General features: G+C 54.0%; 15 protein-coding genes. 13 read left to right on the plus strand and 2 right to left on the minus strand.

Annotated elements, in window-relative coordinates; genetic code table 11:
* Positions 1-2 precede the first annotated feature (2 nt).
* Positions 3-3,995, minus strand: a complete 3,993-nt coding sequence (locus tag IEY24_RS09340; RefSeq protein ID WP_188930930.1) for a hybrid sensor histidine kinase/response regulator transcription factor — start codon at positions 3,993-3,995, stop codon at positions 3-5.
* A gap of 147 nt (positions 3,996-4,142) precedes the next feature.
* Here IEY24_RS09340 and IEY24_RS09345 point away from each other — a divergent pair, with 147 nt between their 5' ends.
* From IEY24_RS09345 to IEY24_RS09385, 9 genes are all read left to right on the plus strand, one after another.
* Entirely contained in the window at positions 4,143-7,781 is a 3,639-nt protein-coding gene (locus IEY24_RS09345; RefSeq protein WP_188930937.1) for a right-handed parallel beta-helix repeat-containing protein, read from the plus strand.
* 157 nt (positions 7,782-7,938) lie between these two features.
* The gene (locus IEY24_RS09350; protein ID WP_188930939.1) at positions 7,939-8,574 is read left to right on the plus strand and encodes an NUDIX hydrolase; all 636 of its coding nucleotides are present in this window, start codon (positions 7,939-7,941) and stop codon (positions 8,572-8,574) included.
* A gap of 193 nt (positions 8,575-8,767) precedes the next feature.
* Complete coding sequence (locus IEY24_RS09355) at positions 8,768-10,102, plus strand: sugar porter family MFS transporter (RefSeq protein ID WP_188930941.1); 1,335 nt, start codon at positions 8,768-8,770, stop codon at positions 10,100-10,102.
* A gap of 24 nt (positions 10,103-10,126) precedes the next feature.
* Positions 10,127-11,074: a carbohydrate kinase family protein gene (locus IEY24_RS09360; RefSeq protein ID WP_188930943.1), complete on the plus strand. Its 948-nt coding sequence runs from the start codon at positions 10,127-10,129 to the stop codon at positions 11,072-11,074.
* A 32-nt stretch (positions 11,075-11,106) separates the two neighbouring features.
* Positions 11,107-14,268: a SusC/RagA family TonB-linked outer membrane protein gene (locus IEY24_RS09365; RefSeq protein WP_188930945.1), complete on the plus strand. Its 3,162-nt coding sequence runs from the start codon at positions 11,107-11,109 to the stop codon at positions 14,266-14,268.
* Between the two features lie 18 nt (positions 14,269-14,286).
* A complete protein-coding gene (locus tag IEY24_RS09370; RefSeq protein WP_188930948.1) occupies positions 14,287-15,999 on the plus strand; it encodes a RagB/SusD family nutrient uptake outer membrane protein in 1,713 nt (570 codons plus the stop codon).
* Between the two features lie 156 nt (positions 16,000-16,155).
* Positions 16,156-17,658: a glycoside hydrolase family 32 protein gene (locus tag IEY24_RS09375; protein WP_188930950.1), complete on the plus strand. Its 1,503-nt coding sequence runs from the start codon at positions 16,156-16,158 to the stop codon at positions 17,656-17,658.
* A gap of 81 nt (positions 17,659-17,739) precedes the next feature.
* Positions 17,740-20,460, plus strand: a complete 2,721-nt coding sequence (locus IEY24_RS09380; protein ID WP_188930952.1) for a substrate-binding domain-containing protein — start codon at positions 17,740-17,742, stop codon at positions 20,458-20,460.
* 80 nt (positions 20,461-20,540) lie between these two features.
* Positions 20,541-21,131 (plus strand): hypothetical protein, encoded by a 591-nt coding sequence (locus IEY24_RS09385; RefSeq protein ID WP_188930954.1) that lies wholly within the window; start codon positions 20,541-20,543, stop codon positions 21,129-21,131.
* Positions 21,132-21,167: 36 nt separating this feature from the next.
* Here IEY24_RS09385 and IEY24_RS09390 read toward each other — a convergent pair whose 3' ends face one another.
* On the minus strand, positions 21,168-22,046 hold the full coding sequence (locus tag IEY24_RS09390; protein WP_188930956.1) for an AraC family transcriptional regulator: 879 nt from the start codon (positions 22,044-22,046) through the stop codon (positions 21,168-21,170).
* Positions 22,047-22,316: 270 nt separating this feature from the next.
* On the opposite strand from IEY24_RS09390, the gene IEY24_RS09395 reads away from it, so the two are divergent.
* The 4 genes from IEY24_RS09395 to fucP are packed head-to-tail and all read left to right on the plus strand — an operon-like array spanning position 22,317 to position 25,944.
* Complete coding sequence (locus tag IEY24_RS09395) at positions 22,317-23,546, plus strand: enolase C-terminal domain-like protein (protein ID WP_188930958.1); 1,230 nt, start codon at positions 22,317-22,319, stop codon at positions 23,544-23,546.
* Between the two features lie 23 nt (positions 23,547-23,569).
* Positions 23,570-24,331, plus strand: a complete 762-nt coding sequence (locus IEY24_RS09400; RefSeq protein ID WP_188930960.1) for an SDR family NAD(P)-dependent oxidoreductase — start codon at positions 23,570-23,572, stop codon at positions 24,329-24,331.
* Between the two features lie 3 nt (positions 24,332-24,334).
* Positions 24,335-24,688, plus strand: coding sequence for an L-rhamnose mutarotase (locus IEY24_RS09405; protein ID WP_188930963.1), 354 nt, complete (start codon positions 24,335-24,337; stop codon positions 24,686-24,688).
* Positions 24,688-25,944, plus strand: coding sequence for an L-fucose:H+ symporter permease (fucP, locus tag IEY24_RS09410; protein ID WP_188930965.1), 1,257 nt, complete (start codon positions 24,688-24,690; stop codon positions 25,942-25,944). The genes IEY24_RS09405 and fucP overlap by 1 nt, the downstream gene beginning before the upstream one ends.

Genomic DNA, 25,944 nt, shown 5'->3' on the forward strand with positions numbered 1-25,944 from the left:
CCTCAAAGAATGCCGTTAGCGGCAAATTCGCGGGGCGTCATATTGTACAGGTCGCGGAAGCATTTGGCAAAATAAGAAAGGTTATCAAAACCGACCGCATAGGCCGCTTCCGACACCGAAATACCCTCCGAAAGCAATGCAGCCGCTTTTTTCAACCGATAGTTACGGATCAGTTCCACCGCCGAAAGGTCGGTCAGGGTTTTGAGTTTCCGGTTCAGGCTACTGTTGCTCATGCCTATTTCGCGAATCAGCTCGGTCACCCCGAACTCAGGGTCGTCGAGACGGGTATCCAGGATCGCATGCAATCTGTTCAGAAACGGGTCTGTGACTACTTCCTGGTCTGCCGGTAGCGCGGCGGGCGTCGCGAACACTGCCCGCAGGCGTTCGTAGAGGCGCGTCTGCCTGTCGAGCAGGTTACGTATGCGCAGGCGAAGCTCAGGCAGGTGGAAAGGCTTGGTAATGTAATCGTCCGCACCGAGTTCCAATCCCTCCACCCTGCTTTCCAGGGCCGACTTGGCCGTCAGCAGCACTACGGGAATATGGCTCGTTTCGAGGTTGGATTTAATGAGTTTACAAAAAGTATAACCATCCATGACCGGCATCATCACATCGCTGACGATCAGGTCGGGCATGATTTCGGCGGCCATTGCGAGCCCCTCCTCGCCATTCTGCGCATGGTAGAACCGGTAACTCCCGGCTAGACTGTCGGAAACAAATTCTGCCAGTCCCGCATTGTCTTCCACAAGCAGTATTTTGGTCAAATGCGCTTCCTGGTGAGGGATTCGACCGTTTCCATTGATCTTCGGGATATTTTCGGTTGCATTCCGTTCCTCCCCACGGCGATAAGGCAAAGCCACTGTGAAAACAGTATCGAAGCCATCCGCACCGCTTTTGACAGATACCGTGCCGCCTTGCAGGGTTACCAGCTCCTTCACCAGGGCGAGTCCGATGCCGGTTCCTTCGTGATAACCCGTTGGCTGACCGGCCTGATAAAACCGGTCGAAAATGCGGCTAAGCTGCATGTCCGGGATCCTGGCGCCGGTATTCGCGACGGTGATTTCCGTACCTTCCGGACCAGCCGCATTCAACGTAACGAGTATGTGCCCGTTTTCATTCGCAAATTTCACCGCATTGGCAAGCAGGTTAGTAACAATCCTTTCCAATTTTTCATGATCAAACCAGTAGTACCGGTTTTCAAGGCGGTTGTTGAACGCCAACGTCACATTCTTAGCTTCCGCAGCCAGCTGGAATGTGCCGGTGAGCAATTCAACAAAATCCGCCAGGTCGCCCCAGGCCGCATCGACGTGCGTGGTACCGGCTTCGAGTTTGGAAAGATCGAGCAACTGATTGATCAGCCCGAGCAGTTGCCGCGCATTCCGGTCGATCAGCGATAGGCGTTTGTTGTCCTTTTGCTCCCGCGGTTCTTCCAGCATTTGGCCGGCAGGACCGAGGATCAAAGTCAGCGGCGTTCTGAATTCGTGGGTAATGTTCGAGAAAAACCGGGTCTTCATTTCGTCCAGCTCGCGCAGCTGCTCTGCCTCCCGGGCTTTCAGGTCTATTTCTTTTTGTTTGAAAACAATGGATTGCTGCATCCTGACGCGGTTTATATAAACGCGTAATGCTCCATAAAGCACGGCTAGAAAAACCACACCATAGATCACGTAAGCCCACCAGGTCTGCCACCAGGGTGGACTAATTCGGATATGCAGCTCCCGGATTTCGGGACTCCACACACCAAGCGTGTTCGATGCATTCAGCCGGAGGACGTAATGCCCCGGCCGGAGATCGGTATACTTGGTAACAGGCGTTTCGGTTTCGATCCAGCGCTCGTCCACACTTTCCAACTGGTACCGGTAGCGGATCTTGTCGCTCCGGTTGTATTGCATGGCCGCAAATTCGATCGTGAGAAAGTTCTGCCAATAGGCCAGATCGAGCCCCTGCATCGCAGCTACCGGCAATTCCCCAGCCGACAGACGCGGCTCCAAAGGCGCATTGTTGATGGAAATGCCGGTGATATAAACCGGCGGCCGGTACCGGTCCTCGTTCGGCTGTTTTGAATCAAAAGCTGTTATCCCCTCCATTCCGCCCAGAAAAATGCGGCCATCGGGCAATGCAAGCGCATGGAAGCGGTTGAATTCGTCGGCCATCAGACCGTCCTCACGCGTATAGGTTCGCGTGCGCAGGGTTTTCCTGTTTACCTGGCATAACCCCTGGTTGGTTGCGACCCACACGCTGCCCTGCCGGTCGGGGATCGCGGCGTACACCACATTATTGGGCAGGCCATTTTGTTTCGTAAGCCGCTCGCAATGCCCGGTACGCTTGTCGAACCGGCAGAGGCCGCCGCCGAATGTGCCTACCCAAAGCAGGTTTTCATCGAGCGGATCGGCGAAAAGGCAATACAGATTGTCACTACTAAGCGAGCCAGCGCCTTGTCCGTACCGCCTGATCGCACCCGAAGCTTTATCGATGCGGTACAATCCACGCACCGTCGTCGCGACCCAGAGATATTGCCTATCGGCTACGATCTGATAAATGCCCGATTCGATTCCCGGGCGGGCCGGGCCGCGATCGGTTGCTTGCCGCGGTCGGATAGCATGCGAGAAACGCGTCCAGATGCCGTTTTTGTAGGAAAACAAAAGGCTGTCGTGTATGGCCCACATGCGGCCGTCGGGGTCTTTCGCCAGGCTGATCGCCAGCTCCGACCGCTTGATATCAGCGACCTCCACGGGAAATGGAATGCTTTTGATCGCGTGCGAAGTCAGATCCAGTTCATACAGCGGCGTGCGCCCGGCACTAAACCACATTTTCTGCGGGCTGTCGAATGCATAGCGGAAGTTGTAGGAAAACAACCCGGCAGGCAGCTTTGCCATTTCGATCTGGGGCACTTTCAAAAAATCACGCAGGAGATCCGAAATAAAGTCGGATGAATAGGCCTTGGTATTGAAATAGCTCGCCCTGAGGTTGTATTTCCGGATCCCCTGCCCGTTGGTACCCGCCCAAAGCACATCAGAACGGTCAACGTAGAGGCTCTTGAATTCGTCTACATCCGGCTGGACCGGAAATTCGGCGAGGCTGTTGTCCTTGCCAAGTCTGTACAGGTGGTTCATCCGGAAAAAATAGACATTCCCCTTGCTATCCGTCACGATCGGGTGCCTGTACTGCGCCTGGGTGTCCAAAACCAGCTCGCGGGTTTGCCCAATGCCGGTAACGGGATCGAGTAATACCATCCCGGTATTATAAAGCAGCAGCAGGCTGCCGTCGTTTAGCTCGCTCAACGCATTTACTTTCTGATCAATATCGCCGGAGAGCGTATTCGAGTGGTATTTTACAAAACGGGCCGTGCCCTGTTTTTGCAAGAAAAGACCCCGGTTGGTAACAGCCCAGATATTGCCGGCCTTGTCTTCTTTCACAAACCGCACATGTGCTTTTGCAATGGCACTTGTATCTCCGTCGGCAGCATAATAGCGGCGGATTTTTTGGGTATTTAAGTGAACGTAAGCCAGTCCGCCACCATCCGACATCAGCCAAAGCCGGTGCTGGCGGTCGGCGTACATATCTCTGAGAAAGCGTTTCCCGAACTGTTCCTGATAAAAAGCCTGGCGTGAAAAGTTGATGAAAGTCTCCCGTACGGGGTCGAAGAGGTCGATCTGACCCTGGTCGGTGGTGATCCAGATTTTCCCGTCGGCGGTGGTCTGCAAATTTTCAAGCCCTAATGACGAAAGCGATATCTCCTGCGTGTCCGACGGTTGGAATACCCTGAAACTTCTACCGTCGAAGCGGCACAGCCCGTCGCGCGTGGCGAGCCATATGAAGCCGCGTGAATCCTGGACGATACCCGGTACAAAACCCTGGGGAAGGCCCTGTTTGGCCGTGATACTTTCGGGAACCGGGAAGCCGGCGGGCTGCGCCAACAAGCCTACCGGAACGCACCAGCAGGCGGCCAGCCAATACAGCATGAAGACGAGAAACGTACGGAGCATGTAGAATTTCTTCAAATGGCGTGCTTTGAAGCTAATTTACGACAAAACAGCCTTGTATGACGAAAATTGAACAGTATCTGATTAAAAATTGACAATCCCCGGGCGGTTGAGCAGTCCATATTGCATCGCTAAAAATGATCACTCATCATTCCGGACCGCGCTATGAATACACAACTACTACGACCCATTTTCACAGTGTTTTGCGCACTGCTGGTTGCTACCATCGCCCATTCGGCGGTGATTTATAACCACACCTTTCCCAATAGCAATTTCAACACCCCTACCTCCATTAACGCTAACCTGACGGGCAAGTGGACGGGGATAGGCGACACTCCTTACTCGTACAGCTACAACGGGAACAACGCGATGGCACTCAATGCGCACAATCACGTGTACGTGCTCACGGTCACGATCAAGGAAGGGTATCAGGTTGAACTGACCAGTATTACCTTTTCACGGTTCTCTGCTGACAACGGGACATTCCAGGTCCAGATTGACGGCGTCAACTACGGCTCGTCCTTTTCGTCGAGCATGGACATGGCATCCATTACCCGCACCAAAACCGTTTCCAAACTGCGGAACACCATGCAGATCAGGATCGCGGTTAACAACAGCAACACGCCCAACCAAAATTATTCAGCAATCGACAATTTCACGCTCAACGGCTCGGTAACCAGCTACGATGCCGCCGAGGACGCACAGCCCGACGGCAATGGAATCTTATATGTCAATGACGAAACCAACTCGCCGGGCAATGGCAGCAGCTGGGACAACCCGCTGAAACGGATGTACCACGCAACCCGCGCGGCAGCGCTGAATCCGGCTATCAAGCAGGTATGGGTAGTGAATGGTAATTACCAGACCGAAGCCGCCAACACGCCTTTTTCACTGACGAACGGCGTAGCTTACTACGGCGGTTTCGAGGGCTACGAAAGTGATCTTCGCGAAAGGTCGTTCAGCGGCCAAACCGTGCTTTCCGGGCAGGGCGGCACGGTCATAACCGTTTCCGGTGCGAGCGCCACGACACGGCTCGACGGCTTCATCGTGACGGCCGGGACCGGCGTGCTCGTGGGCAGCGACCGACGGGGCGGGGCGCTGCATGCGACCAATTCCTCGCTCGTGATCGCCAACTGCACGTTCGGCGAGAACGCCACCGATCCGTCGGCGGCGGAAGGCAAGGGGGGCGCGATGTACCTGCTCAATTCAAGCCCTTTGATCGTACAATGCCTTTTCGCGGTCAATTCGGCCAGGGGCACTACGTCCGGAAAAGGCGGTGCGATCTTTCTTGACAATTCGTCGCCTACGATCCGGAACTGCACTTTTTCGGCCAATGAGGTAGGGGGCAGTGCCACGGAAGGCAACGGCGGGGCATTGTACGCGGTGGGCGGCTCGTCGCCCGTGGTCGAGAATACGATCATTTGGAACAATACCGATCCGGCATCGCCCGGCGGCATCAGCAGCATCGGTGGAAGCGGAACGCCGGTTGTCTCCTACTCGCTCATCCAGGGCGGTTTTGCAGGAGGCACGAACATCCTCGACACCGATCCGCAGTTCACCGACCCGGTGCAGCTTGATTTCAGACAGCGCAAAGGCAGCCCGGTGACCAACGCCGGCAACCCCGCCACGGACCTTTCCATTTTCCCTAAAAACACAGACGATACACCCGTCGCATTCGACGGCAGCCGAAGGCTCACCAGCCAGGCCATCGACCTCGGGCTCTATGAAGTGACGCCAAGCGCAATCTGGTATGTAAGTACGACGAACGCTGCGCCCGATCCTTCCGGGGATAGCTGGGCCAATGCGTTTCCCACCCTGCAAGACGCTTTGAACGTCGCTTCCGAGGGCGACCAGGTCTGGGTAGCACGCGGAGAATACGAAAATAGCGGAAGCCAGCTGGCCTTTATCCACGGCGTGAAGATGTACGGCAGTTTCGCAGGAACCGAAACCGCCCTCAACCAACGGCCGCTGCCCATCATCCACGGCGATCCGGCGACGGCGACCGTGCTTACTTCATCCGTAGGGCCGTTCATTAACAATTCAGACAACGGCCTGACCCGCGACGATGTATTCGACGGGTTTACCATTGCCGGTGTGACCGGAAACGACGGCGGTGCCATGCGGAATTTCAATGTGTCGCCCACTATTTCCAATTGCGCATTCCTGAACAACTCTGCGTCAAATGGGGGGGCGATCTACAATGACATTGCCTCGCCGCTGATCACCAACACGATATTTCAAAGTAATACGGCCATGTTCGGCAACGGCGGCGCCATAGCCAACAGAAACGGCTCGAACACGGTTTTGATCAACTGCCTCATCACAGGCAATTCCGCAGGCGATTTTGCCGGGGCGATTTTTAATCAAAGCTCCCAGGTGACGCTGCTCAACTGCACGGTTTCGGGCAACAGCCAGAACTACCCGGGTACCATTACCGGCTACGAAGGCCCGGTAACCGTCCGCAACAGCATCCTTTATGGCAATGGCAGCGGCATCACCAGCCAGGAAAGTACTGTTTCGGTCACATACAGCCTGGTTGAAGGCATTGCGGCCAGCGACGCGGACCATAATCTCGCCGGCACCACCAATCCGCAGTTCGCAGGCGAAACTGACTGGACGCTCCTCCCCTGCTCGCCGGCCATCAACCGGGGTACCAACGAAGCATTGCCCGACCTCCCTGCTAACTTGACCGACCTCGCCAACAACACCCGTACTTTTAACGTCCAAACAGACATGGGCGCGTACGAGCTGCAAGCGATCGCAGGCCCGGGTACATTACCCGCGAGTGGCGAGCAGGCTACGCTACCTGTGTATGCAGGCGCGACCTCCATCACTAGTGATTGTAAGACTTTCGGCCTCATCGAACCCACCGGTACACCCGGCTCACTCGGTAATGTCACGATCAAGACTTTCCTGGCAGCCGGCAATACCGTGTCGGAAGGACAAAAAATATTTGTCAAGAGGCATTACGACATCACCCCTTCCGGAACCGACGGCCCCGCAAAAGTGACGTTATTCTTTTCCAAGCAGGATTTTGAAGCCTATAACCAGGCCTACGGCAACGCCAACAATGCCTCTCTCCCTGCAAACCTGAAAGTGGTACAATACCATGGTACCAGTCCGTATGGCTTCCCGGGTACCTACTCCGGGCCTACGCAACTGATCACGAACGTAACCGTAACGGAAAGCGAAGACCACACCATGTACCTCGTTTCATTTCAGGTGAGCGGGTTCAGCGGGTTCTTTATTTCGGGGCAATCGGAGGCCGCATTGCCTGTTACGCTCGTGTCCTTTCAAGCCAAAAAACGCGAGAATGAGGCTCATCTCCAATGGCGGACCAGCTCCGAGATCAACAGTCGTACATTCGAAATTGAACGCAGCCGCGACGGCAAGCAATGGCACCACCTTGGCGAAGTAATGTCGAGCGGCGGTGAAGCGACAGTTACCGACTATTCCTATACCGATGCCCTTCCACAAGCCGGTACCAACATGTACCGGCTTAAAATGATCGATCTGGACGGTACATTCTCGTACAGCCGCATGGCCGTGCTGGAATTTGAAGGAGAAAGAGTGGCCATTTATCCTAATCCTGCCATAGGCGTGGCGGCAGTTCGTGTGAAAGGGCTAAAACCTGAAAGCATCATGAACATCAGGCTGTTCGACACCAGCGGAAGGCTAGTTGTACAGCCTGCATTGCGGGAAGGCAGTATGGATATCGGCAAGCTGCGGCCAGGCACCTATGCCGTTGAAATAGAAACAACTGGTGGCAGCCGGCAGAGCCTCAAACTCGCGGTGGCGCCATAATCATTACAAACGCTAGCTAATACTCAACGTTCCATAATGGGGGCAGGCTGGATTGAATTCACACAAATGTTTCAGATATTCGCCGGTTACTTAAATGCTGCCGGCCATCTGATCCGGCTGGTGCGAATCGATCTACGCTTGTCCCTTTTTCATTGCTATGTCCGCAAATCCCTGGCTGGCCGCCGTCAAACGCATTCTGGCCCTTTCCCAAACCGGCCTGGCCTTTCAACCCGGAGAATACGACCGGGAACGTTACGAGGAGATCCGCCAGATCAGCCTCAGCCTCCTCGCCGATATCAGTAACGCGCCCATTGAGCAGATTATCAGCCTCTTGCCCCACGAAATCGGTTATGTTACACCGAAAGTCGATATCCGCGCCGTGATTTTCCGTGGTACCGATGAGATCCTGATGGTGCAGGAAAAGATCGACAACGATCGCTGGACATTGCCCGGCGGCTGGGCGGATGTCGGCTACACACCATTTGAAGTGGCGGTGAAAGAAACATTTGAAGAAACCGGCCTGCACGTGGAAGCAGTGCGGTTACTGGCTGTTTTTGATAAACGCAAACACGACCACCCGGAAGAGCTCTGGTACGTTTATAAATTCTTCATTCTCTGCCGCGTCACGGGCGGCGAGATGCTTGACCAAACCAACGAAACTTCTGGTGTCAGTTGGATCAGGTTCGACGCGTTGCCGTCGCTGGACTTGTCGGTGAACCGGGTCGCCTATTCGCAGATCAGCCAGTTGCTCCCATTCGCTTCTGATCCCGGGCTGCCGGTTTTATGTGATTGACAACGCATGAAACATTTCCTGAAAACTTTGAAGCAAATTTAAAAACAACGATTTTTTAAATTAATATAAAAATCTAATAATCAACTAACTACATACAAAAATACCAAATGTGAAATTTAAAAACATTTGGTACGGATTCGAAAATAGTTTGCCCGGAGAGCCGGTAGCTTCGTCAGAAATTAATTCAACAATCATGACAAGCAAAAAGGTAATCTTCTGGGCATTCACAGTCGCGCTGGGCGGTTTTTTATTCGGTTTTGATACGGCGGTCATTTCGGGCGCGGAGAAATCGATCCAGCAATTGTGGGGCCTCACTACGGTGCAGCACGGGTTCACAGTTTCCATCGCTTTGATCGGCACCGTCCTCGGGTCGCTCACCGGTGCTATCCCTTCCGAGCGTTACGGGCGTAAGTACACGCTCTTCGCCATTGCTGTCCTTTACTTGCTGTCTTCGATCGGCTCGGCACTCGCCTCCGACTGGATTTCCTTCCTCGTCTTCCGCTTCCTGGGCGGCATCGGTGTGGGCATTTCGTCGGTTACCGCTCCATTATACATTTCCGAAATATCGCCCGCCAATTCCCGCGGCCGCCTGGTAGCCATGTTCCAGTTCAATGTGGTGCTTGGAATCCTCATCGCCTACCTGTCCAACTTCCTGCTCGTAGGCGTGGGCGACAACGACTGGCGCTGGATGCTGGGCGTGCAGGCGTTCCCGTCGCTGGTTTTCCTGGTGACGATCCTGTTCGTACCCGAAAGCCCCCGCTGGCTGATCGTGAAACGCGGCAGAGTGGAAGAAGCGCGGCACATACTATCCGTCGCTAATGGCGGTATAGATGTGAGCGGCATTGTTTCCGACATTCAGAACTCCGCCAATGCGGGCATCCAGAGCGGAAACAGCATGTCCATTTTTTCATCCCAATACAAACTCCCCCTGGCGCTGGCCTTGCTTTTTGCCTTTTTCAACCAGGTTTCGGGCATTAATGCGATCATCTATTATGCACCGCGCATTTTCGAAATGGCTGGCCTGGGCAAAAGTTCGGCGTTGCTGTCGTCTGCCGGTGTAGGGCTGGTGAATTTCTGTTTCACATTCATTGCCATCAATCTCATAGATCGTTTCGGCCGCCGGACGCTGATGTTCATCGGGTCGTTCGGATTGATCGCAACGCTGGGGCTTGTGGCGCAGGCATTTTACAGCGGCAACCTGGGCGGTTATGCCGTACCGGTGTACTTGTTCATTTACATTGCATTCTTCGCATTGTCGCAGGGCGCGGTGATCTGGGTTTTCATTTCTGAAATTTTCCCGAATCAGGTACGTGCAGCCGGGCAGTCGATGGGCAGCTTTATGCACTGGCTGCTGGCGGCCGTGATCGCATTCACATTCCCCTACATCGCCGAAACCCTCGGCGGCGGCAACACCTTCATGATCTTCTGCGGGATGATGGTACTCCAATTGCTTTTTGTATGGAAGATGATGCCCGAAACAAAAGGCACGTCCCTCGAACAAATCGAAAAAACACTGGTCCTCCACTAAAATCTCCACTTTAACCGAATACATATGACACCGAAACTGACTGTTTTTGGAGAAGTACTCTGGGACGTTCTGCCCGACGCGCGCCTGGCCGGCGGTGCTACGATGAACGTTGCTGCACATTTGCAACGCTACGGCATGGACGTTGCCTTCATCAGCCGCGTAGGCCACGACGAGCTGGGTGACGAACTGCTCGCATTTATGGCACAGCACGGGCTCGATACGCAATGGGTACAAACCGGCGAGACGCATTTGACGGGCATTGCCAAAGCCAACGTGTCGGACAGCAACGAGGTTACCTACAAGATCCTGCACCCGGTGGCCTGGGACTACATTCAGTTCGATGCCGCCGCCGCACAGCAGGTTGCCCACAGCGATTTCTTCGTGTACGGCACGCTGGCCGCCCGCGACCATACCACGCGTGCTACGCTTATGCGGTATCTAAGCCATGCCCAGACGCGTGTGTTCGACGTGAATCTGCGCCCGCCGCATTACACCCGCGAGCAGGTACTCGAACTCCTCGGATTTGCCGGCATCGTCAAAATGAACGAGCATGAAATTCGCGAAGTGATGGGCTGGCTCACACCGTTTGAAAGCGAAAAACAAGCCATGGCATTCCTGATCGACCATTTCAAACTCGATATGCTGGTTCTTACCTGCGGGGCGGACGGCGCAATGCTACTTACCGCTAGCGGCGAGTTCCACCAGCACCCCGGGTTTATCGTGGAGGTGGCAGATACCATCGGCAGCGGCGACGCATTCCTGGGCGCATTCCTTTACCAGACCGCCACCGGGCATCCGCTTGCTGAATCCCTCGAATTTGCCTGCGCCGCCGGTGCATTCGTAGCCGGAAAAGCCGGTGCATTGCCCGCATTCGGCGAAACCGATATTCAGGATTTCATTCACACACAGCTGCCGCTGCGGCAGCATCCGCTGGGGCAGCATCCACTGGGGCAGCACTCCGTTACCCACTAGTTTCCAATCACCCTATTTTAATCTCAATCCGTATGCAAAGAATTTTACTGCTGGTGGCCTTCGCGGTCACCTGCGTGATGCAACTGCCCGCCCACGCGCAAAACAGGGCGCAAATCAAGGGTGTCGTCAAGAGTACCGACGGCGAGCCGCTTCCCGGTGTGAATGTCCTCGAAAAAGGGACCTCGAATGGTGCCGTAACCGATGTTTCGGGAGCGTATAATATTTCGCCAGCTGCGAATGCTTCGTTGGTTTTCTCCTACATTGGCATGCAAACCAAAGAGGTGGCCGTGGGTAACCAGACGACCATCAACGTTACCCTCGATTACGACCAGAAAAGTCTCAACGAAGTGGTGGTAGTAGGTTATACTTCTTCCAAAAAAGAAGACCTCACCGGCGCCATTGCCGTAGTGGACATGGCCCCTTTAAAAAACATCAGCTCCGGTAACCCGATGCAGGCTTTGCAGGGACGCGTGCCTGGTTTGTATATTGAAAAAACGGGCTCGCCGAATGGTACCAATTCCCGGATCCTGATCCGTGGCGCGAACACGCTGGGCAATACAGATCCACTTTATATCATCGACGGCGTGCCTACCAAGCGCCCGGAGGTATTTCAGGGGTTGAACCCGAACTCCATTGAGTCAATTCAGGTGCTGAAAGACGCCTCTGCATCGTCCATTTACGGGTCGCGTGCTTCCAATGGGGTGATTATCATTACCACCAAAAACGGTGCCAATTCCAACGGCAAGATCAATATCGACTTCAATACGAGCATTTCGACGCAATCGGAGAAATATGCGCGGTATAAAATGCTGAATGCGGTTGATCGCGGGCGTGCATTGTGGCAGGCTTCGGTGAACGACAAGGTCAATCCGGAGGACGGTTACGGGGCCTTATACCAGTTCGACTGGAACAAGGATTTCACCAATCCCATATTAAATGGTGTAAAAGTACAGCCGCTCGTGGGCGGGAATGCCAACATGCCCGCAGGCGATACCGATTGGCAGAAAGTGATGTACAAAACCGGCATCGTGACCAACAATGAACTGACCATCTCGGGTGGTAACGGCACTTCTTCGCTGCAAATCAACCTGGGTTATTACAAAAACACGGGTATGCTCCGCTACACCGACTATGATAAGATCAGCGGGCGCATTAACGGCCTTACGAGCGCATTCGACGGCAAACTGAAAATCGGGGCGAATATGCAGATCGCATCCTCGAACGAGACGCTGGCTTCGACCGACATCGGTGGTGCCGGCACGCCCGGCCTGGCCGTTACCCTTGCCCCTACCATTCCGGTGTATGCCAAAGACGGCTCCTGGGGCGGCGCTATCGGCTCGGGTTACTCCGACCGCAACAACCCCCTCCACATGCAGGAGATCAACAAATGGGACAATGCGCACCGGCTCACGCTGTTTGGCAATGTTTTTGTGGAATTACAGCCATTTAAAAATTTCTTTCTTAAAACCAGCCTCGGTGCGGATAATGCGGCTTTTCGCTTCAAAAACATCGAACAATCCTTTGAAGAAGGCTCTTTCGGCCGCGCCAACAATAGCCTCACGATCGACCAGAACCGCTACCTGAGCATTACCTGGTCCAACACGGCCCGCTACAACCTCGACCTTGGCAACAGCCATTTCAAGTTCCTGGCGGGTGTCGAGGCCATTAAAAACGACTCCGATTTTGAAATTGCGAGAAAAGAAGGCTTCGCTGTGCAAACCAAGGAGTACTTTGTGCTCAATGCCGGCACCGGCAATACCAACGTGACCGGCTCCGGCTCGGGCAGCAGGCTGCTTTCCCAATTCGCCCGCATCGACTACGGTTTCTCGGACCGTTACCTGGCGGCCATTACCATCCGTCGTGACGGCTCGTCGCGCTTCGGTTCCGAGAATGCCTACGGTATTTTCCCGGCGGCATCGGTGGGCTGGCGCATCGATAAAGAACAGTTTTTCAAAGGGGTAACCAAAATAAGCAATCTGAAACTGCGGGCCGGGGTCGGCAGGGTTGGTAACCAGGAGATCGGTGACCTCGCCCGCTTTGGATTGTACGATACGCGTTACGGCGCGCGGCAATCGCAGTTTCCGAACGGTCATAACGGCTTTTTCGACCAGTTCTACAACATCGGCACTGCCTATGACCTCAATGGTGCCAATACAGGCAACCTGCCTTCCGGCTTCGTCTCCATTCAGGGCGCTAACCCGAATTTGAAGTGGGAGACAACCGATGAAGCTAACTTCGGGCTCGATTTCGGGCTTTTCGACGGGATGATCCAGGGTTCATTTGACTACTTTACCCGCAAAACCAGCGACATCCTGATCACCCCGCCGGTGGCATCGGCCGTGGGCGAAGGGCAGCTGCGCGTGCTGAATGGTGCGGCCAAGTCCAACAAGGGTTTTGAGTTTTCGGCCGGCTACTATGCTCGTCCGAAAGGCGATTTTACCTACAATATCACGGCTGGCGTGAGCCGTTTCCGCGACAAAATCACCGAGCTGCCCGAAGAAGTGCGCGCCGCTTATCCCGGCAATGCGATCCAGACGATCCTCGGCCATTCGCAGTTCGATCTGTTTGGCTATAAAACCAACGGCCTCTTCCAGAACCAGGCCGAAGTGGACGCCGCTCCCGCACAGGTGGGTGCAGGGCCGGGCCGCATCCGTTACGTGGACACCAACGGCGATAACCGCATCGACGACCTCGACCGCGTGTTTTTCGGCACTACCTTGCCCGCATTCGAATACAACCTGAAAGTTGAAGCATTCTACAAGTCGTTCGACTTCTCGATCTTCGGCTCCGGCATTGCGGGCAGGAAGGGATTCGATACCTATACTTTTTATAACAACTTCATCCGTGGTCGCGAGAACGTAGGCCCGGGCGTGTTCGATGCCTGGTCGACAAGCAACACCGGCTCCAAAATCCCCGCATTGTCGCTTTCCGACGCCAACAACGAGACGCGTTCTTCGGATTATTTCAATGTGAATACTTCCTATTTCAAACTGCGCAACATCCAGCTGGGGTACGCACTGAGTTCGGAGCTAACCCAGAAAATCAAACTGCAACGCGTACGGATGTACCTCATGGCCGAAAACCTGTTCCTGATCAAATCAAAGCAGTTCACCGGCCCTGATCCCGAGCGGACGGACATCAACGCGATCCCGATCCCGAGGACATTCACATTTGGTTTGAACATTTCTTTCTAATCCCCAAAGCGCATTGTTATGAAAAGCAAATATCTATTCGGTCTGATCGCCAGCGGCACGTTGCTGATCACTACTTCCTGTAACGACTTTCTCGACTACCAGCCGCAGGGGCTGCTGTCGTCGGAGAACGTCAAATCGGCCTCGGCGGTGGAATCGCTGGTTACGGCTGCCTATGCCGGTATCGGCAACGACGATATGATCGGCCCCATGACGAGCATGTGGGTGTACGGCAGCGTGCGCTCGGATGACGCCTACAAGGGCGGCGGCGGTGTTTCCGACGTGGCGGAAGTGGATTTTTACGAGCACTACAACCTCACCCGCCCGGATCTCGGCCTGATGCACCCCTTCACCTGGGAGAATTTTTACAAAGCCATTTCCCGTGCCAATGCTGCCCTCACGAGCCTCAATACATTGACCGATGCGGAATTTCCCCTCCGCAGTACCCGCATTGCCGAAATGCGTTTCCTGCGCGGCCACTCGCATTTTATGCTCAAAATGTTGTTCAAGAATGTGCCTTATATCGATGAAAAGTTATCGAGCGACGACATTTTGAAAGAGTCGAACGTGCGGTACAACAACGACGAGCTTTGGAACAAAATCGGAGAAGATTTCCAGTTTTCGGTCGACAACCTGCCAGCCAAACAAAGTCAGCTTGGTAGGGCCAACAAGCTTTCAGCGGCGGCATATCTTGCTAAATTACGGCTTTTCCAGGCCTACGAGCAGGATGCAAACCACAAGGTGACGGCTATTAACAAAAACCGCTTGCAGGAAGTGGTAACGCTTACCCAGCAGGTGATCGCCTCCGGCCAGTACAGCCTGCAACCCGATTTCGCCGAGAACTTCATCGCCGAAACCGAAAACGGCCCCGAATCGATCTTCGCGATCCAGTACTCGATCAACGACGGTACCGCCGTGGGCCGCCTCAGCTACGTGACCGGCCTCAACTACCCGCACGGCGCGCCGCAATACGGTTGCTGCGGCTTCCACCAGCCCAGCCAGAACCTCGCCAACGCCTACCGCACCGATGCGAACGGTTTGCCGCTTTTCGAGACATTCAATGACAAAAACGTGGATTTCACAAACGAAACCGTCGACCCACGTGTAGACCATACCATTGGTATCGACGGCCATCCTTACAAATACGACGCAACCAAGCCGTTCAGCAACAGCTGGGTGCGCGACCCGGGCGTGTACGGCTTTTTCCATACCATGAAAGAGCAGCAGCTGGCAACGAGCGCGTCGTACCACAAGGAAGGTCCGTTCATCGGCAGCTCTAAAAACATCGACATTATCCGCTACGACGATGTGTTGCTCATGCAGGCCGAGGCTTATATTGAACTCGGGCAGCATACGCTTGCATTGCCGCTCATTAACCAGATCCGCAAACGCGCTGCCGCGAGTACCGGCCGGTTGAAAAAGAAGGACGGCACATTGCCCTCAAAATACAATATCAAAGAATACAGCACTTCCGGCTGGACGCAGGATTATGCAAGAAAGGCACTCCGCTGGGAAAGAAGGCTCGAATTTGCGACCGAAAGTCCGCGTTTCTTCGACCTCGTACGTTGGGGTATCGCTGAGCAGACTTTGAATGCGTATCTTGAAAAGGAAAAAGTGAGGAGGCCGTTTCTGGCGACTGCGAAATTTACTGCGGGAAGGGATGAATATTTGCCCATTCCGCAGCGGGAGATCAGCTTTACGAAGGGACTTTATGTGCAGAATCCGGGTTACTAATAATATTATAAAGTTGTAATAAAAGATGAAAATGACATTCTGTTTGTCACGCTGAGCGAACCGGGCCGCCGGGCGGTCGAAGCGCGGTACAGTACCGCGCTTTGACTTCGCGTGACATTCGAGTTGCCCTTGACATTACCAGTAAAAACACAGCAAATGAAAAAACTCTTAATATTATCAGCACTACTAACGGCGCAGTTCGCAAATGCCCAGGACACGCCCGAAAAGTACCGCCCTCAATTCCACTTCTCGCCGAAGGCGCATTGGATGAACGACCCGAACGGGATGGTGTTCCACGACGGCACCTACCATTTGTTCTACCAATATTACCCTGAGGCGAAAATATGGGGGCCAATGCACTGGGGCCATGCCACGAGCAAAGATATGGTGCATTGGAAGGAACAGCCCATCGCGCTCTATCCCGACAGCCTCGGCTACATTTTCTCGGGGAGCGCGGTGGTCGATGTAAATAATACTTCCGGTTTCGGGAAAAACGGCAAAGCGCCGTTGGTAGCCATTTTTACGCACCATAACCCTGTTTTGGAAAAGCAAAAAACCGGCCGCCACGAGTACCAGAGCATTGCTTACAGCCTCGACGACGGTGTTACCTGGACCAAATACAATGGAAACCCCGTACTTCCCAACCCCGGCATTACCGATTTCCGCGATCCGAAAGTGCGCTGGTACGAACCGCAGAAAAAGTGGATCATGACGCTCGCTACCAAAGACCGCATTACTTTCTACTCCTCCCCCGGCCTCAAAAGTTGGTCGAAGGAAAGCGAATTCGGCGTCGATGCGGGCGCGCACGGCGGTGTATGGGAATGCCCGGACCTGCTCCCGCTCACGCACAATGGCAAGCAGGTGTGGGTGCTGATCGTTAATATCAATCCCGGAGGACCCAACAAAGGCTCCGCAGGCCAATATTTCCTCGGCGATTTCGACGGCAAAACATTTACCGCGTATTCCAAAGAAACCAAATGGCTCGACTGGGGTGCAGACAACTATGCCGCCGTGACCTTCTCCAACACCGGCAACCGAAGCCTGCTGATGGGCTGGATGAGCAACTGGCAATACGCCAACCAGGTTCCCACCGACCCCTGGCGTAGCGCCAACACTATTTCCCGCGAGCTGGGCCTGAAAACTGTGGGTAAAGAGCTGTACATGACCTCGGTACCCGCCAAAGAGCTGGACGCCATTAAAGCGGCAGGTTATTCCAAAAAAAACCTGGCCGTAAAAGCGCCCGTTGACCTGGCACCGAAAGGCGGCAATGCTTCCGGCCTATTCCGGCTCGATCTGAAAACGGCAACAGCCAACGATTTTGAACTGGTGCTGTCCAACAAAGAAGGCAATGAGCTCCTGATCGGTTACGACAAGGCCAGCAATCAATATTACATTGACCGTACCAAATCGGGCAAGGTTGATTTCGAAGCGGGTTTCGGGCAAAAGCATCTTGCACCGAGATTGTCCAGTGACACGAAAATTGCATTGACGCTCATTGCTGACGCGGCGTCCGTGGAACTTTTCGCCGATGGCGGGTTGACTGTCATGACCGATATTTTCTTCGCCGATACGCCGCTTTCGGGACTGAGTATCAAATCCGCAAAGGGTATTCAGATAGAAGATTTGCAGTATCATGCATTGAAACCGTCGATCGAATAGCGGCCCCGGCGGTATGAGAGCTGCCGTGGCCATCGCTACGGCAGCTCTATTTTGTATTATATTTGAAATACAAATTATTCTATGAGATTCGCGCTGATCGCTTTCCTGTTGCTGATGTTGTTTGGAGGCTGTTCTCAAAAACAGGAGGAGGGTTATGTCATCGGATTCTCCCAATGTACCGGTGACGACGAATGGCGGCGGGCCATGCTCGACGGGATGCAGCGCGAACTCGCATTTCACAACAATACCAAGCTGATTTTCAGGGACGCACATGCCAACAGCGCCGTGCAGGTGAAACAGATCGAAGAGCTGCTCCAAAGCGGTATTCAGTTGCTGATCGTTTCACCCAACGAGTCGGACCCGCTCACGCCCGTGATCGAAAAGGTTTTTCAAAAGGGTATCCCGGTCGTAGTCGTCGACAGGCGCACTTCATCGCCCTATTATACGGCCTATGTGGGCGGGGATAATTACCAGGTTGGCAAAACTGTGGGCGAATATGCAGCCACTTTACTCAGTGGAAAGGGCAGTATGATCGAGATCACCGGCTTGCCCCGCTCCTCGCCCGCCTCCGACCGCCACCGCGGCCTCGTAGACGCGCTCGTGACCCGTCCGGGTATTCAGCGCGTGGCCACATTGAATGGCCAGTGGGAAAAGGATATTGCCAAAAAAGAACTCCGAAAAACCCTTCCGAACTTCCCCAACCTGGCTCTCATCTTCGCACAGAACGAGGTAATGGCTATGGGCGCGCGCGAAGTTTGCAATGAGATTTTTCCAGAACGCAAGATCCGCGTGATCGGCGTCGACGGGCTACCGGGGCAATTTGGGGATATCCAGATGGTCTACGACGGCCATATTACCGCTACCGCACTTTACCCTACAGGCGGCGAGGAAGCTGCACGGGTAGCAATGAATATCCTGCAAAAGCAGCCCTATCAAAAGGAAAACCTGCTGCAAACGGCTATTATCGACTCGTCGAATGTAAGGATGATCAAAATGCAGACCGACAAGATGATCTCCCAACAGAATGATATCGAGCGTCAGCAGGCCCGTATCGACGAGCAACTGGAAATTTACCAAACCCAGCGCGGCCTGCTTTATGTGATGACCGTCCTGTTTATCGTCTCGATCATCCTCGGCTCTGTGGCCTTGTATTCACTGATCGAAAACAAGAAGATCAACCGCGAATTGAATTCTAAAAACACGGAAATCCTCATCCAGCGGAACCGTATTCAAGACATTGCCGAAAAGGCGCAGGAAGCTACGGAATCCAAATTCCGGTTTTTTACCAACATTTCCCACGAATTCAGGACGCCGCTAACACTCATACTCGCACCGGTGGAAGAGCTTCTCAGGCAAAAAAACGAAAGCCCGGCAGCTAAGAAAAACCTTTCCCTTGTGCAAAAGAACGCGCAGCGACTGCTATGGCTCGTGAACCAACTGATGGATTTCCGCAAGATCGAAAGCGGCAAAATCCGTTTGCAGGCCGCCGAAAACGATATTATTGCGTTTATCAGCGAGCTCATGCTCCCTTTTGAACAGGTCGCCAAAAAACGCAGGATTGATTTCCGACTGATCACCACGCTGCATGAGCTAAATGTCTGGTTCGACCGGGACATGTTGGACAAGGTACTCTTCAACCTGCTTTCAAATGCATTCAAGTTTACATCCGACTGGGGGCATATTTATATTCATATCACCCAAAATGCCGGTGAAGTGACCATCAAAGTGCAGGATAACGGCTCGGGATTGAGCGAGGCCGATATGGTGGGTGCATTTGAAATGTTTTACCAGGGAAAAAATTCGACCAAGGGTACCGGGCTCGGCTTACCGCTTTCCCGGGAGTTTGTCGAATTACACCAGGGCACCATCACTGCCGACGGCAAAAAAGGCGATGGCGCAACTTTTACGGTCACATTACCACTCGGAAATACCCATTTCCGCCCCGAAGACCTGGCCGACCCCGCGGCCGGTGCCATCGAAAAATCCATTACCTGGACGACCACAAGCTTCGAAACGGAGGAGCCAACCAATACGCCGCCGCACCGCGACCTACCGGCCATCGTGGTCATCGAAGACAATGAAGATCTGGTCGGTTTCATGACCGGCCTTTTACAAACCCAGTACGAGGTCGTTACCGCAACGGACGGCAAGGCCGGGCTCGACCAGTGCTTCGACACCGTACCCGACCTGATCATTTGTGATGTAATGCTGCCTGGCATGGACGGTTTACAGATCACCGCCGCCCTCAAAGCCGACATGCGCACGTCGCATATCCCGGTAATCCTGCTCACGGCCAAAAACGCGCCAGAACAGCAGGTAGAGGGTATGCAGGCGCGTGCGGATATGTACATGACGAAGCCATTCAGCCCGCAGTTTTTACAGGAAAGCATACGCAGCCTATTGACTAACAGACAACTGCTGCTATCCGCTCAGATAGGGCGTAATATGGCAGACACCGATACCGGCATATCGCGACTTGACAAGAAGTTTGTGAATGATCTCCGCGCGCTGATCGTCTCCCGGCTGGCCGACCCAACCCTTACCGTAGAAGCCATCGGCAAGGAAATGGGCCTGTCGCGCGTGCAGCTTTTCCGCAAAACCAAGGCGCTCCTGGGCGGCGGAACCAACGACCTCATTCTGAACATCCGGCTCGAAAAAGCCTGCGCATTGCTCCGCAACCCCGATCTGACCGTCGCAGAGATTGCCGACCAGACCGGATTTACCTCGCAGAGCTATTTCTCTACCGTTTTCAAAACCCGGTTTGGGGTGTCGCCCAAGGATTGGCGGCTGGTGAAAAGCTGATGCTTTGACCGGCGAGTGAGGTGGTATGCCAGATAAATGCTATTTTGCCGCCCATTTAAACACAATTTGATTAATACACTATGAAACGTTTCCTCTTTTCTCTCGCAGCCGCTTTGTTTCTGTTCTCGGGGGCTTCCACCACCTTCGCACAAGGTCTTTCGGTTGAAAGCCTGCTAGACAAGGCTGTATCATTGACGCAAAAAGGTGACAAATCCGGCACGGCCGATGCGCTTACACAGGGTGTTTCCGCATTGGAAAAAGAGGCGAAATCCTCCGACGGCAGCCTGAAAGACAAGCTGCTGGGCAAGGCGGGCGACCTTAAAAACCTGATTCCGCTGGCTTCGTCGGGCAAGCTGTCGGGTGGTACGCTCGGCAAGGTGGTTAACGCCGTAAAAATGCTGATCGGCGCCAATCGCATCAGCGGATTGCTCGGAAAAGGCGAATCGGGCCTGTTGGGGAACGCAGCGAGCCTCACCAGCAACCTCGGGCTGATCAAAGCCGGAAGCTCAATCCTGGGCGATTCCAACGAGTCGAAACTGAACGGACTGCTTGGTGAAGCCACCAAAACCGTTTCTGGTCTTGACAAAAAAGGCCCTGCTGCCAAACTCGCCGCGGCGGCATCGTCCAAGCAACTGGGCGGCATCGTTAGCCTGGTAAGCTCCGCATTGTAATACGTTTAGAGCCATCCGTCACCCGTGGGCGGATGGCTAACTTTTAGCTACACGCCCGTTCCGGTATGCCTTCGGCGACATTTTGTTGATCTTCTTGAAGCACCGGTTGAAATAGGAAATATTTGAATAGCCGCATTCCAGCGCAATTTGCGTAACCGACAGATCCGATTGCTGCAACAGCTTGCAGGCAAAACCGATGCGTACCTCGTTCAGGAAATCGGAGAAGGTGCGGTTGGTGAGTGTCTTAAAAAAACGGCAGAATGAATGGATTTGCAATCCGGCTACCGAAGCGGCTTGTTGCAAAGTAATGTCCTCCTTGAAGTTCTGCTGGATGAAATGCATGAGCTTGGGTACGCGGCCGGAGGTCTGAGTGGTATAGCTCGAAATGGGGTCCGGAACGTTGAGCCACACCAGCTCCTCCGGATCGAGCAGCTGATCGAGAATTTGCAGAAACGATGCGAGCATTCCTACGTGACGGTTCTGCTGCCCGAGCATTTGTTTCAAAATGTCGGTAATCAATGCCTTTTTCTCTCCGCATATCCGTATTCCCCGCTCCGATTCCTTAAAAAACTGCCGCAGCTCCACGGTGTCGGTCAGCGCACTCAAGTACTCGCAAACCGTTTCCGGATTAATGTACAGCGCGAGCGAGACAGCCTCGAACGCCGGTTCATTGGGTTTTGACTCGCTATACCACACGTGGGGCACGTTGGCGCCTACAAATGTCAGATCGCCTTCTTCAAACCGCTCGGTCGAGTGACCGATAATGCGCGTACCTGAACCTGAAAGCACGTACACGAGCTGGCATTCTTTGTGGAAGTGAAAATCCGTCGAAAAATACGGCCTCACCGTCTTTTTTACGACAAATGGCTTCTGCGAAGGCGCAAATTCAGGAAGGAGGGTGTAGGTAGCTTTCATAGTTTCGGGAGTTAAGCAAACTTAGTACTACAAGTTATCAATCCGCCATTAACTTACAGGATTTATCACCCATATTTTTGTACAAATTCAGTAGCAAACCAACCAAGCAAAAAAATGATATCCAAATATTCCGGACCCTTTTAACACTAAAATATAATGTAACACCGGTAAGAATCTATTTTTCAACACTATTGCAAGCTTTCTCCATTTCACTCAACCGCAACTCCGGCAAGAATCCGAATTGGTATCATATTGACATCCGCTGAAAACATGCATATTATTACATCCATTGAAATAAAGGACAAGCGTTTCGACCTGGCGGAAGGGGTCGGCTCGGACGCTACACACACCACCCCGCAATACGCCTATGCCGTTTGCTGCCTGCACACAGGCACGCCGGTTACGGGCGTCGGTCTCGCATTTACACTTGGCGCCGGGAACGATCTCGTTTGCAAAGCCATTGAATACCTCTCGGTTGCATTAAAAGGAAAGGAAATCGAAACGCTCATGGCCGACTTCGGCAACGAATACCGTCGTATGGCCGATTCGCCTTCACTCCGCTGGCTAGGGCCGCATAAGGGTGTGATTCACCTGGCGCTTGCGGCTGTCGTAAATGCCTGCTACGACCTCTGGGCCAAGTCGCGCGGGGTGCCGCTCTGGCAGTTGTTGCTCGATCTCACGCCCACGCAGCTTGTGAATACCCTCGACCTCAGTTACCTTGAAGAAATATTAACCCGCGACCAGGCCATTTCACTGCTGGAAAGCCATTTGCCTACCCGGAACACGCGCACGTCCGTCCTTTCGTCGGGCTACCGGGGCTACGATACTTCCGTGGGCTGGTTCAACTATCCCGATGAAAAGATCGTCGCAAATACCCGCAAGGCCATGGATAACGGTTTTAATGCGATGAAGCTTAAAGTCGGCTCCGACGACCCGGAACGCGACATCCGCAGGGCCGGGCTGATCCGCCAGACGGCGGGCGACGGCGCAACCATTATGGTGGATGCCAACCAGAAATGGAACCTGCCGCAGGCATTGGATATTTGTAAAAAACTCAGCGACATCAACCCTTTCTGGATCGAAGAACCTACCCATCCCGACGATGTGACGGGCCACCAGGCTATCGCAAGCGCTATTGCCCCTTTTAAAGTGGCTACGGGCGAGCACATTCCCAACAAGGTGATATTCAAAAACTTCCTGCAAGCCGGTGCCATGGACTTCTGCCAGGTGGATGCCGTGCGGGTAGGCGGCATATCAGAATTCCTGACGATCAGCCTCCTGTCCCGGCAAATGGGGATTCCGGTGGTGCCACACGTGGGCGATATGGGACAGATCCACCAGCATCTGGTGCTGTTCAACCACATCGGCATGGGGCATGAGCATTTGTTTTTGGAACATATTCCGCATTTACGGACGTATTTTACGCATCCGGCGGAAATCAGGGACGGTTACTATCAGGTACCGCAAATACCGGGCAGCGGCAGCGACCTGAATGACTGACCGCCACAGCAAAAACGAGCATTATGAATCTGACCAGTAAAACGATTTTTATCACCGGCGGCGCATCGGGTATCGGGCGCGAATGCGTGACCGCCTACCTGCGTGCGGGGGCACGTGTGGGCGTGCTCGACCGGGACGAAAACGCCCTGAACGAGCTGCAAACGCAGTTTGGCGAAGCGTTGCTGGCACTACCGGGCGATGTCAGGCAAAAAGACGACATTCAAACCGCTATCGAACAAACGGTAGCTACCTTCGGCACCCTGCACGTAATCCACAACAATGCAGGCATCGCCAGCCCATCCAGGCCGCTCGACCAGACTTCGGAAGACGAATGGGACAGCCTTTTCGAGATCAACCTGAAAAGCGTTTACTACACCACCAAATACGGTTTAGAATACCTGAGACAAACCCGCGGCAATATCCTCAACACCAGCAGCATGGTGGGTGAAATAGGCCAGGAGAACCACGCCGCATATGTGGCGACAAAGGGCGGCATGAGCGCCCTGACGAAGGCCATGGCGCTGGATTACGCTCCTTTCGGCATTCGCGTGAATGCCGTTTGCCCTGCGGGTGTGTGGACGCCCATGCTCCGCAAATGGGCAGGCGAGCAGCCGAATGCAGGCGAAATCGAACAGTACCTGGACGACATCCATCCGCTTAGCTATTGCCCCGAGGGCGACGTAATCGCCGATGTGGCCGTATTCCTGGTTTCGGATGCGGCGCGGTTTGTAACAGGTTGTATCATGCCCGTAAGCGGCGGTGCGGAATTAGGTTATAGAAGATAAGCAATGGCAACAAAAAGAACGTGCATGGCCCTCGACCTGGTCGACAACGCCGAACTCATCGCATCGTACGAACATCACCACAAACCAGGAAACATCTGGCCCGAAATCCCGGCCGGTATTCGCGATGCGGGCATTACCGATATGCAGATTTACCGGATCGGCCGGCATTTGTTCATGATCGTGGAGCATGACGAGACCACCGACCTCCAAACCGCATTCGATAAAATGGCAACCCTGCCCCGGCAGGGAGAATGGGCCGCATGGATGGGCAGCTTCCAGCAGAAACTTTCCGAAGCCCCAGCCGGCGAGCATTGGGCCGCAATGAAACCTGTGTTTTTACTCAACGACCATTTGTAATGAAAAACAGCAAAGACGTGGTGGTACCATTGCTCGTTGTGATGGGCCTGATGTTTATCTGGAACCTCAGCCGGAATATCAACGACGTCCTGATCCCGCATTTGAAACGGGCCTGTCAGCTGACGGACTTTCAATCGTCGCTCGTACAATCGGCGTTTTTTGGTGGCTATTTCCTGCTGGCATTGCCGGTGGGGCAGTTTATCGGCCGGTTTGGCTACAAGGCCGGCATGGTTACCGGGCTGCTTACGGCCGCTGCGGGTGCACTCCTGTTCTTCCCCGCCGCCGATATGCGTTATTACCCGCTGTTTCTGACGGCGTTGTTCGTTATGGCAGCCGGTTTTACGTTCCTCGAAGTAACCGCGACGCCCTATATCTCTGTCCTCGGCGATCCCGAACGCGCATCCAGCAGGTTGAGCCTCGCTTCGGCAGTGGGCTCGGTGGGTGCCACGCTCGGGCCATTTATCGGCAGCCGCTTCTTGCTTCATGCGACGGAAGTGTCACCTGAAACGGTTGGGCAGTTCAATTCGGAACAATTGACCCATTACCTGAATGCAGAAGCCCAGCTCGTGAAAACGCCCTATTTGAGCCTTGGCGGGCTGTTTTTAACCATCGGACTCCTGCTGTATTTTATTAAACTACCCAAAATAGAAGGCGAGGACAACCACACGGGCAGCATCCGCGACATTCTGAAATTCCGCCATACCGTTCTCGGGGCGCTCGGCGTGTTCTGCTACCTGGGCGCGGAAGTGGGTATCGTGAGCTTTTTGATCCGCTATGCGAAATCGTCCGGCATTCCGGGGCTTACCGAGCAAAGTGCGGCATTGTTTATCACATTATACATGGCATTGGTGCTGACCGGGCGGCTGGTCGGGGCTTACTGGCTGCGGAGCGCGAACCCACCGGTAACCCTGGCCTTCTGCTCGGCAGCGGCAATGGTACTGGTGTGTATTTCAATGACAACCACCGGTTATGTATCGGTGTATGCATTGTCGCTGGTAGGGCTGTTCACTTCCGTGATGTACCCTATTCTGTTCACGCTCAGTATTAAAAATTTAGGGATTTACACCAAAACCGGCTCCTCGCTGATCATCATGAGCATTGTGGGCGGAGCTGTGATTCCGCCGGTAATGGGACTCCTGTCCGACGGTTTTGGAATACAAAAAGCATTTATCGTACCGGTGCTCTGCTACATCTACCTCGTGTATTACGCACGGACGGGGCACACCATCACGCAGGCAAGCATAACGCAAGTTTAA

The sequence above is a fragment of the Dyadobacter endophyticus genome, from assembly GCF_014641595.1.
In the GTDB taxonomy this organism is placed as follows: domain Bacteria; phylum Bacteroidota; class Bacteroidia; order Cytophagales; family Spirosomataceae; genus Dyadobacter; species Dyadobacter endophyticus.

Bases quoted from the DNA above. Each gene is read 5' to 3' on its own strand.
- IEY24_RS09370 (WP_188930948.1), top strand. From the start codon at position 14,287: ATGAAAAGCAAATATCTATTCGGTCTGATCGCCAGCGGCACGTTGCTG.
- IEY24_RS09380 (WP_188930952.1), top strand. From the start codon at position 17,740: ATGAGATTCGCGCTGATCGCTTTCCTGTTGCTGATGTTGTTTGGAGGC.
- IEY24_RS09400 (WP_188930960.1), top strand. From the start codon at position 23,570: ATGAATCTGACCAGTAAAACGATTTTTATCACCGGCGGCGCATCGGGT.
- IEY24_RS09385 (WP_188930954.1), top strand. From the start codon at position 20,541: ATGAAACGTTTCCTCTTTTCTCTCGCAGCCGCTTTGTTTCTGTTCTCG.
- IEY24_RS09360 (WP_188930943.1), top strand. From the start codon at position 10,127: ATGACACCGAAACTGACTGTTTTTGGAGAAGTACTCTGGGACGTTCTG.
- IEY24_RS09375 (WP_188930950.1), top strand. From the start codon at position 16,156: ATGAAAAAACTCTTAATATTATCAGCACTACTAACGGCGCAGTTCGCA.
- IEY24_RS09350 (WP_188930939.1), top strand. From the start codon at position 7,939: ATGTCCGCAAATCCCTGGCTGGCCGCCGTCAAACGCATTCTGGCCCTT.
- IEY24_RS09365 (WP_188930945.1), top strand. From the start codon at position 11,107: ATGCAAAGAATTTTACTGCTGGTGGCCTTCGCGGTCACCTGCGTGATG.
- IEY24_RS09390 (WP_188930956.1), bottom strand. From the start codon at position 22,046: ATGAAAGCTACCTACACCCTCCTTCCTGAATTTGCGCCTTCGCAGAAG.
- IEY24_RS09355 (WP_188930941.1), top strand. From the start codon at position 8,768: ATGACAAGCAAAAAGGTAATCTTCTGGGCATTCACAGTCGCGCTGGGC.
- fucP (WP_188930965.1), top strand. From the start codon at position 24,688: ATGAAAAACAGCAAAGACGTGGTGGTACCATTGCTCGTTGTGATGGGC.
- IEY24_RS09395 (WP_188930958.1), top strand. From the start codon at position 22,317: ATGCATATTATTACATCCATTGAAATAAAGGACAAGCGTTTCGACCTG.
- IEY24_RS09405 (WP_188930963.1), top strand. From the start codon at position 24,335: ATGGCAACAAAAAGAACGTGCATGGCCCTCGACCTGGTCGACAACGCC.
- IEY24_RS09345 (WP_188930937.1), top strand. From the start codon at position 4,143: ATGAATACACAACTACTACGACCCATTTTCACAGTGTTTTGCGCACTG.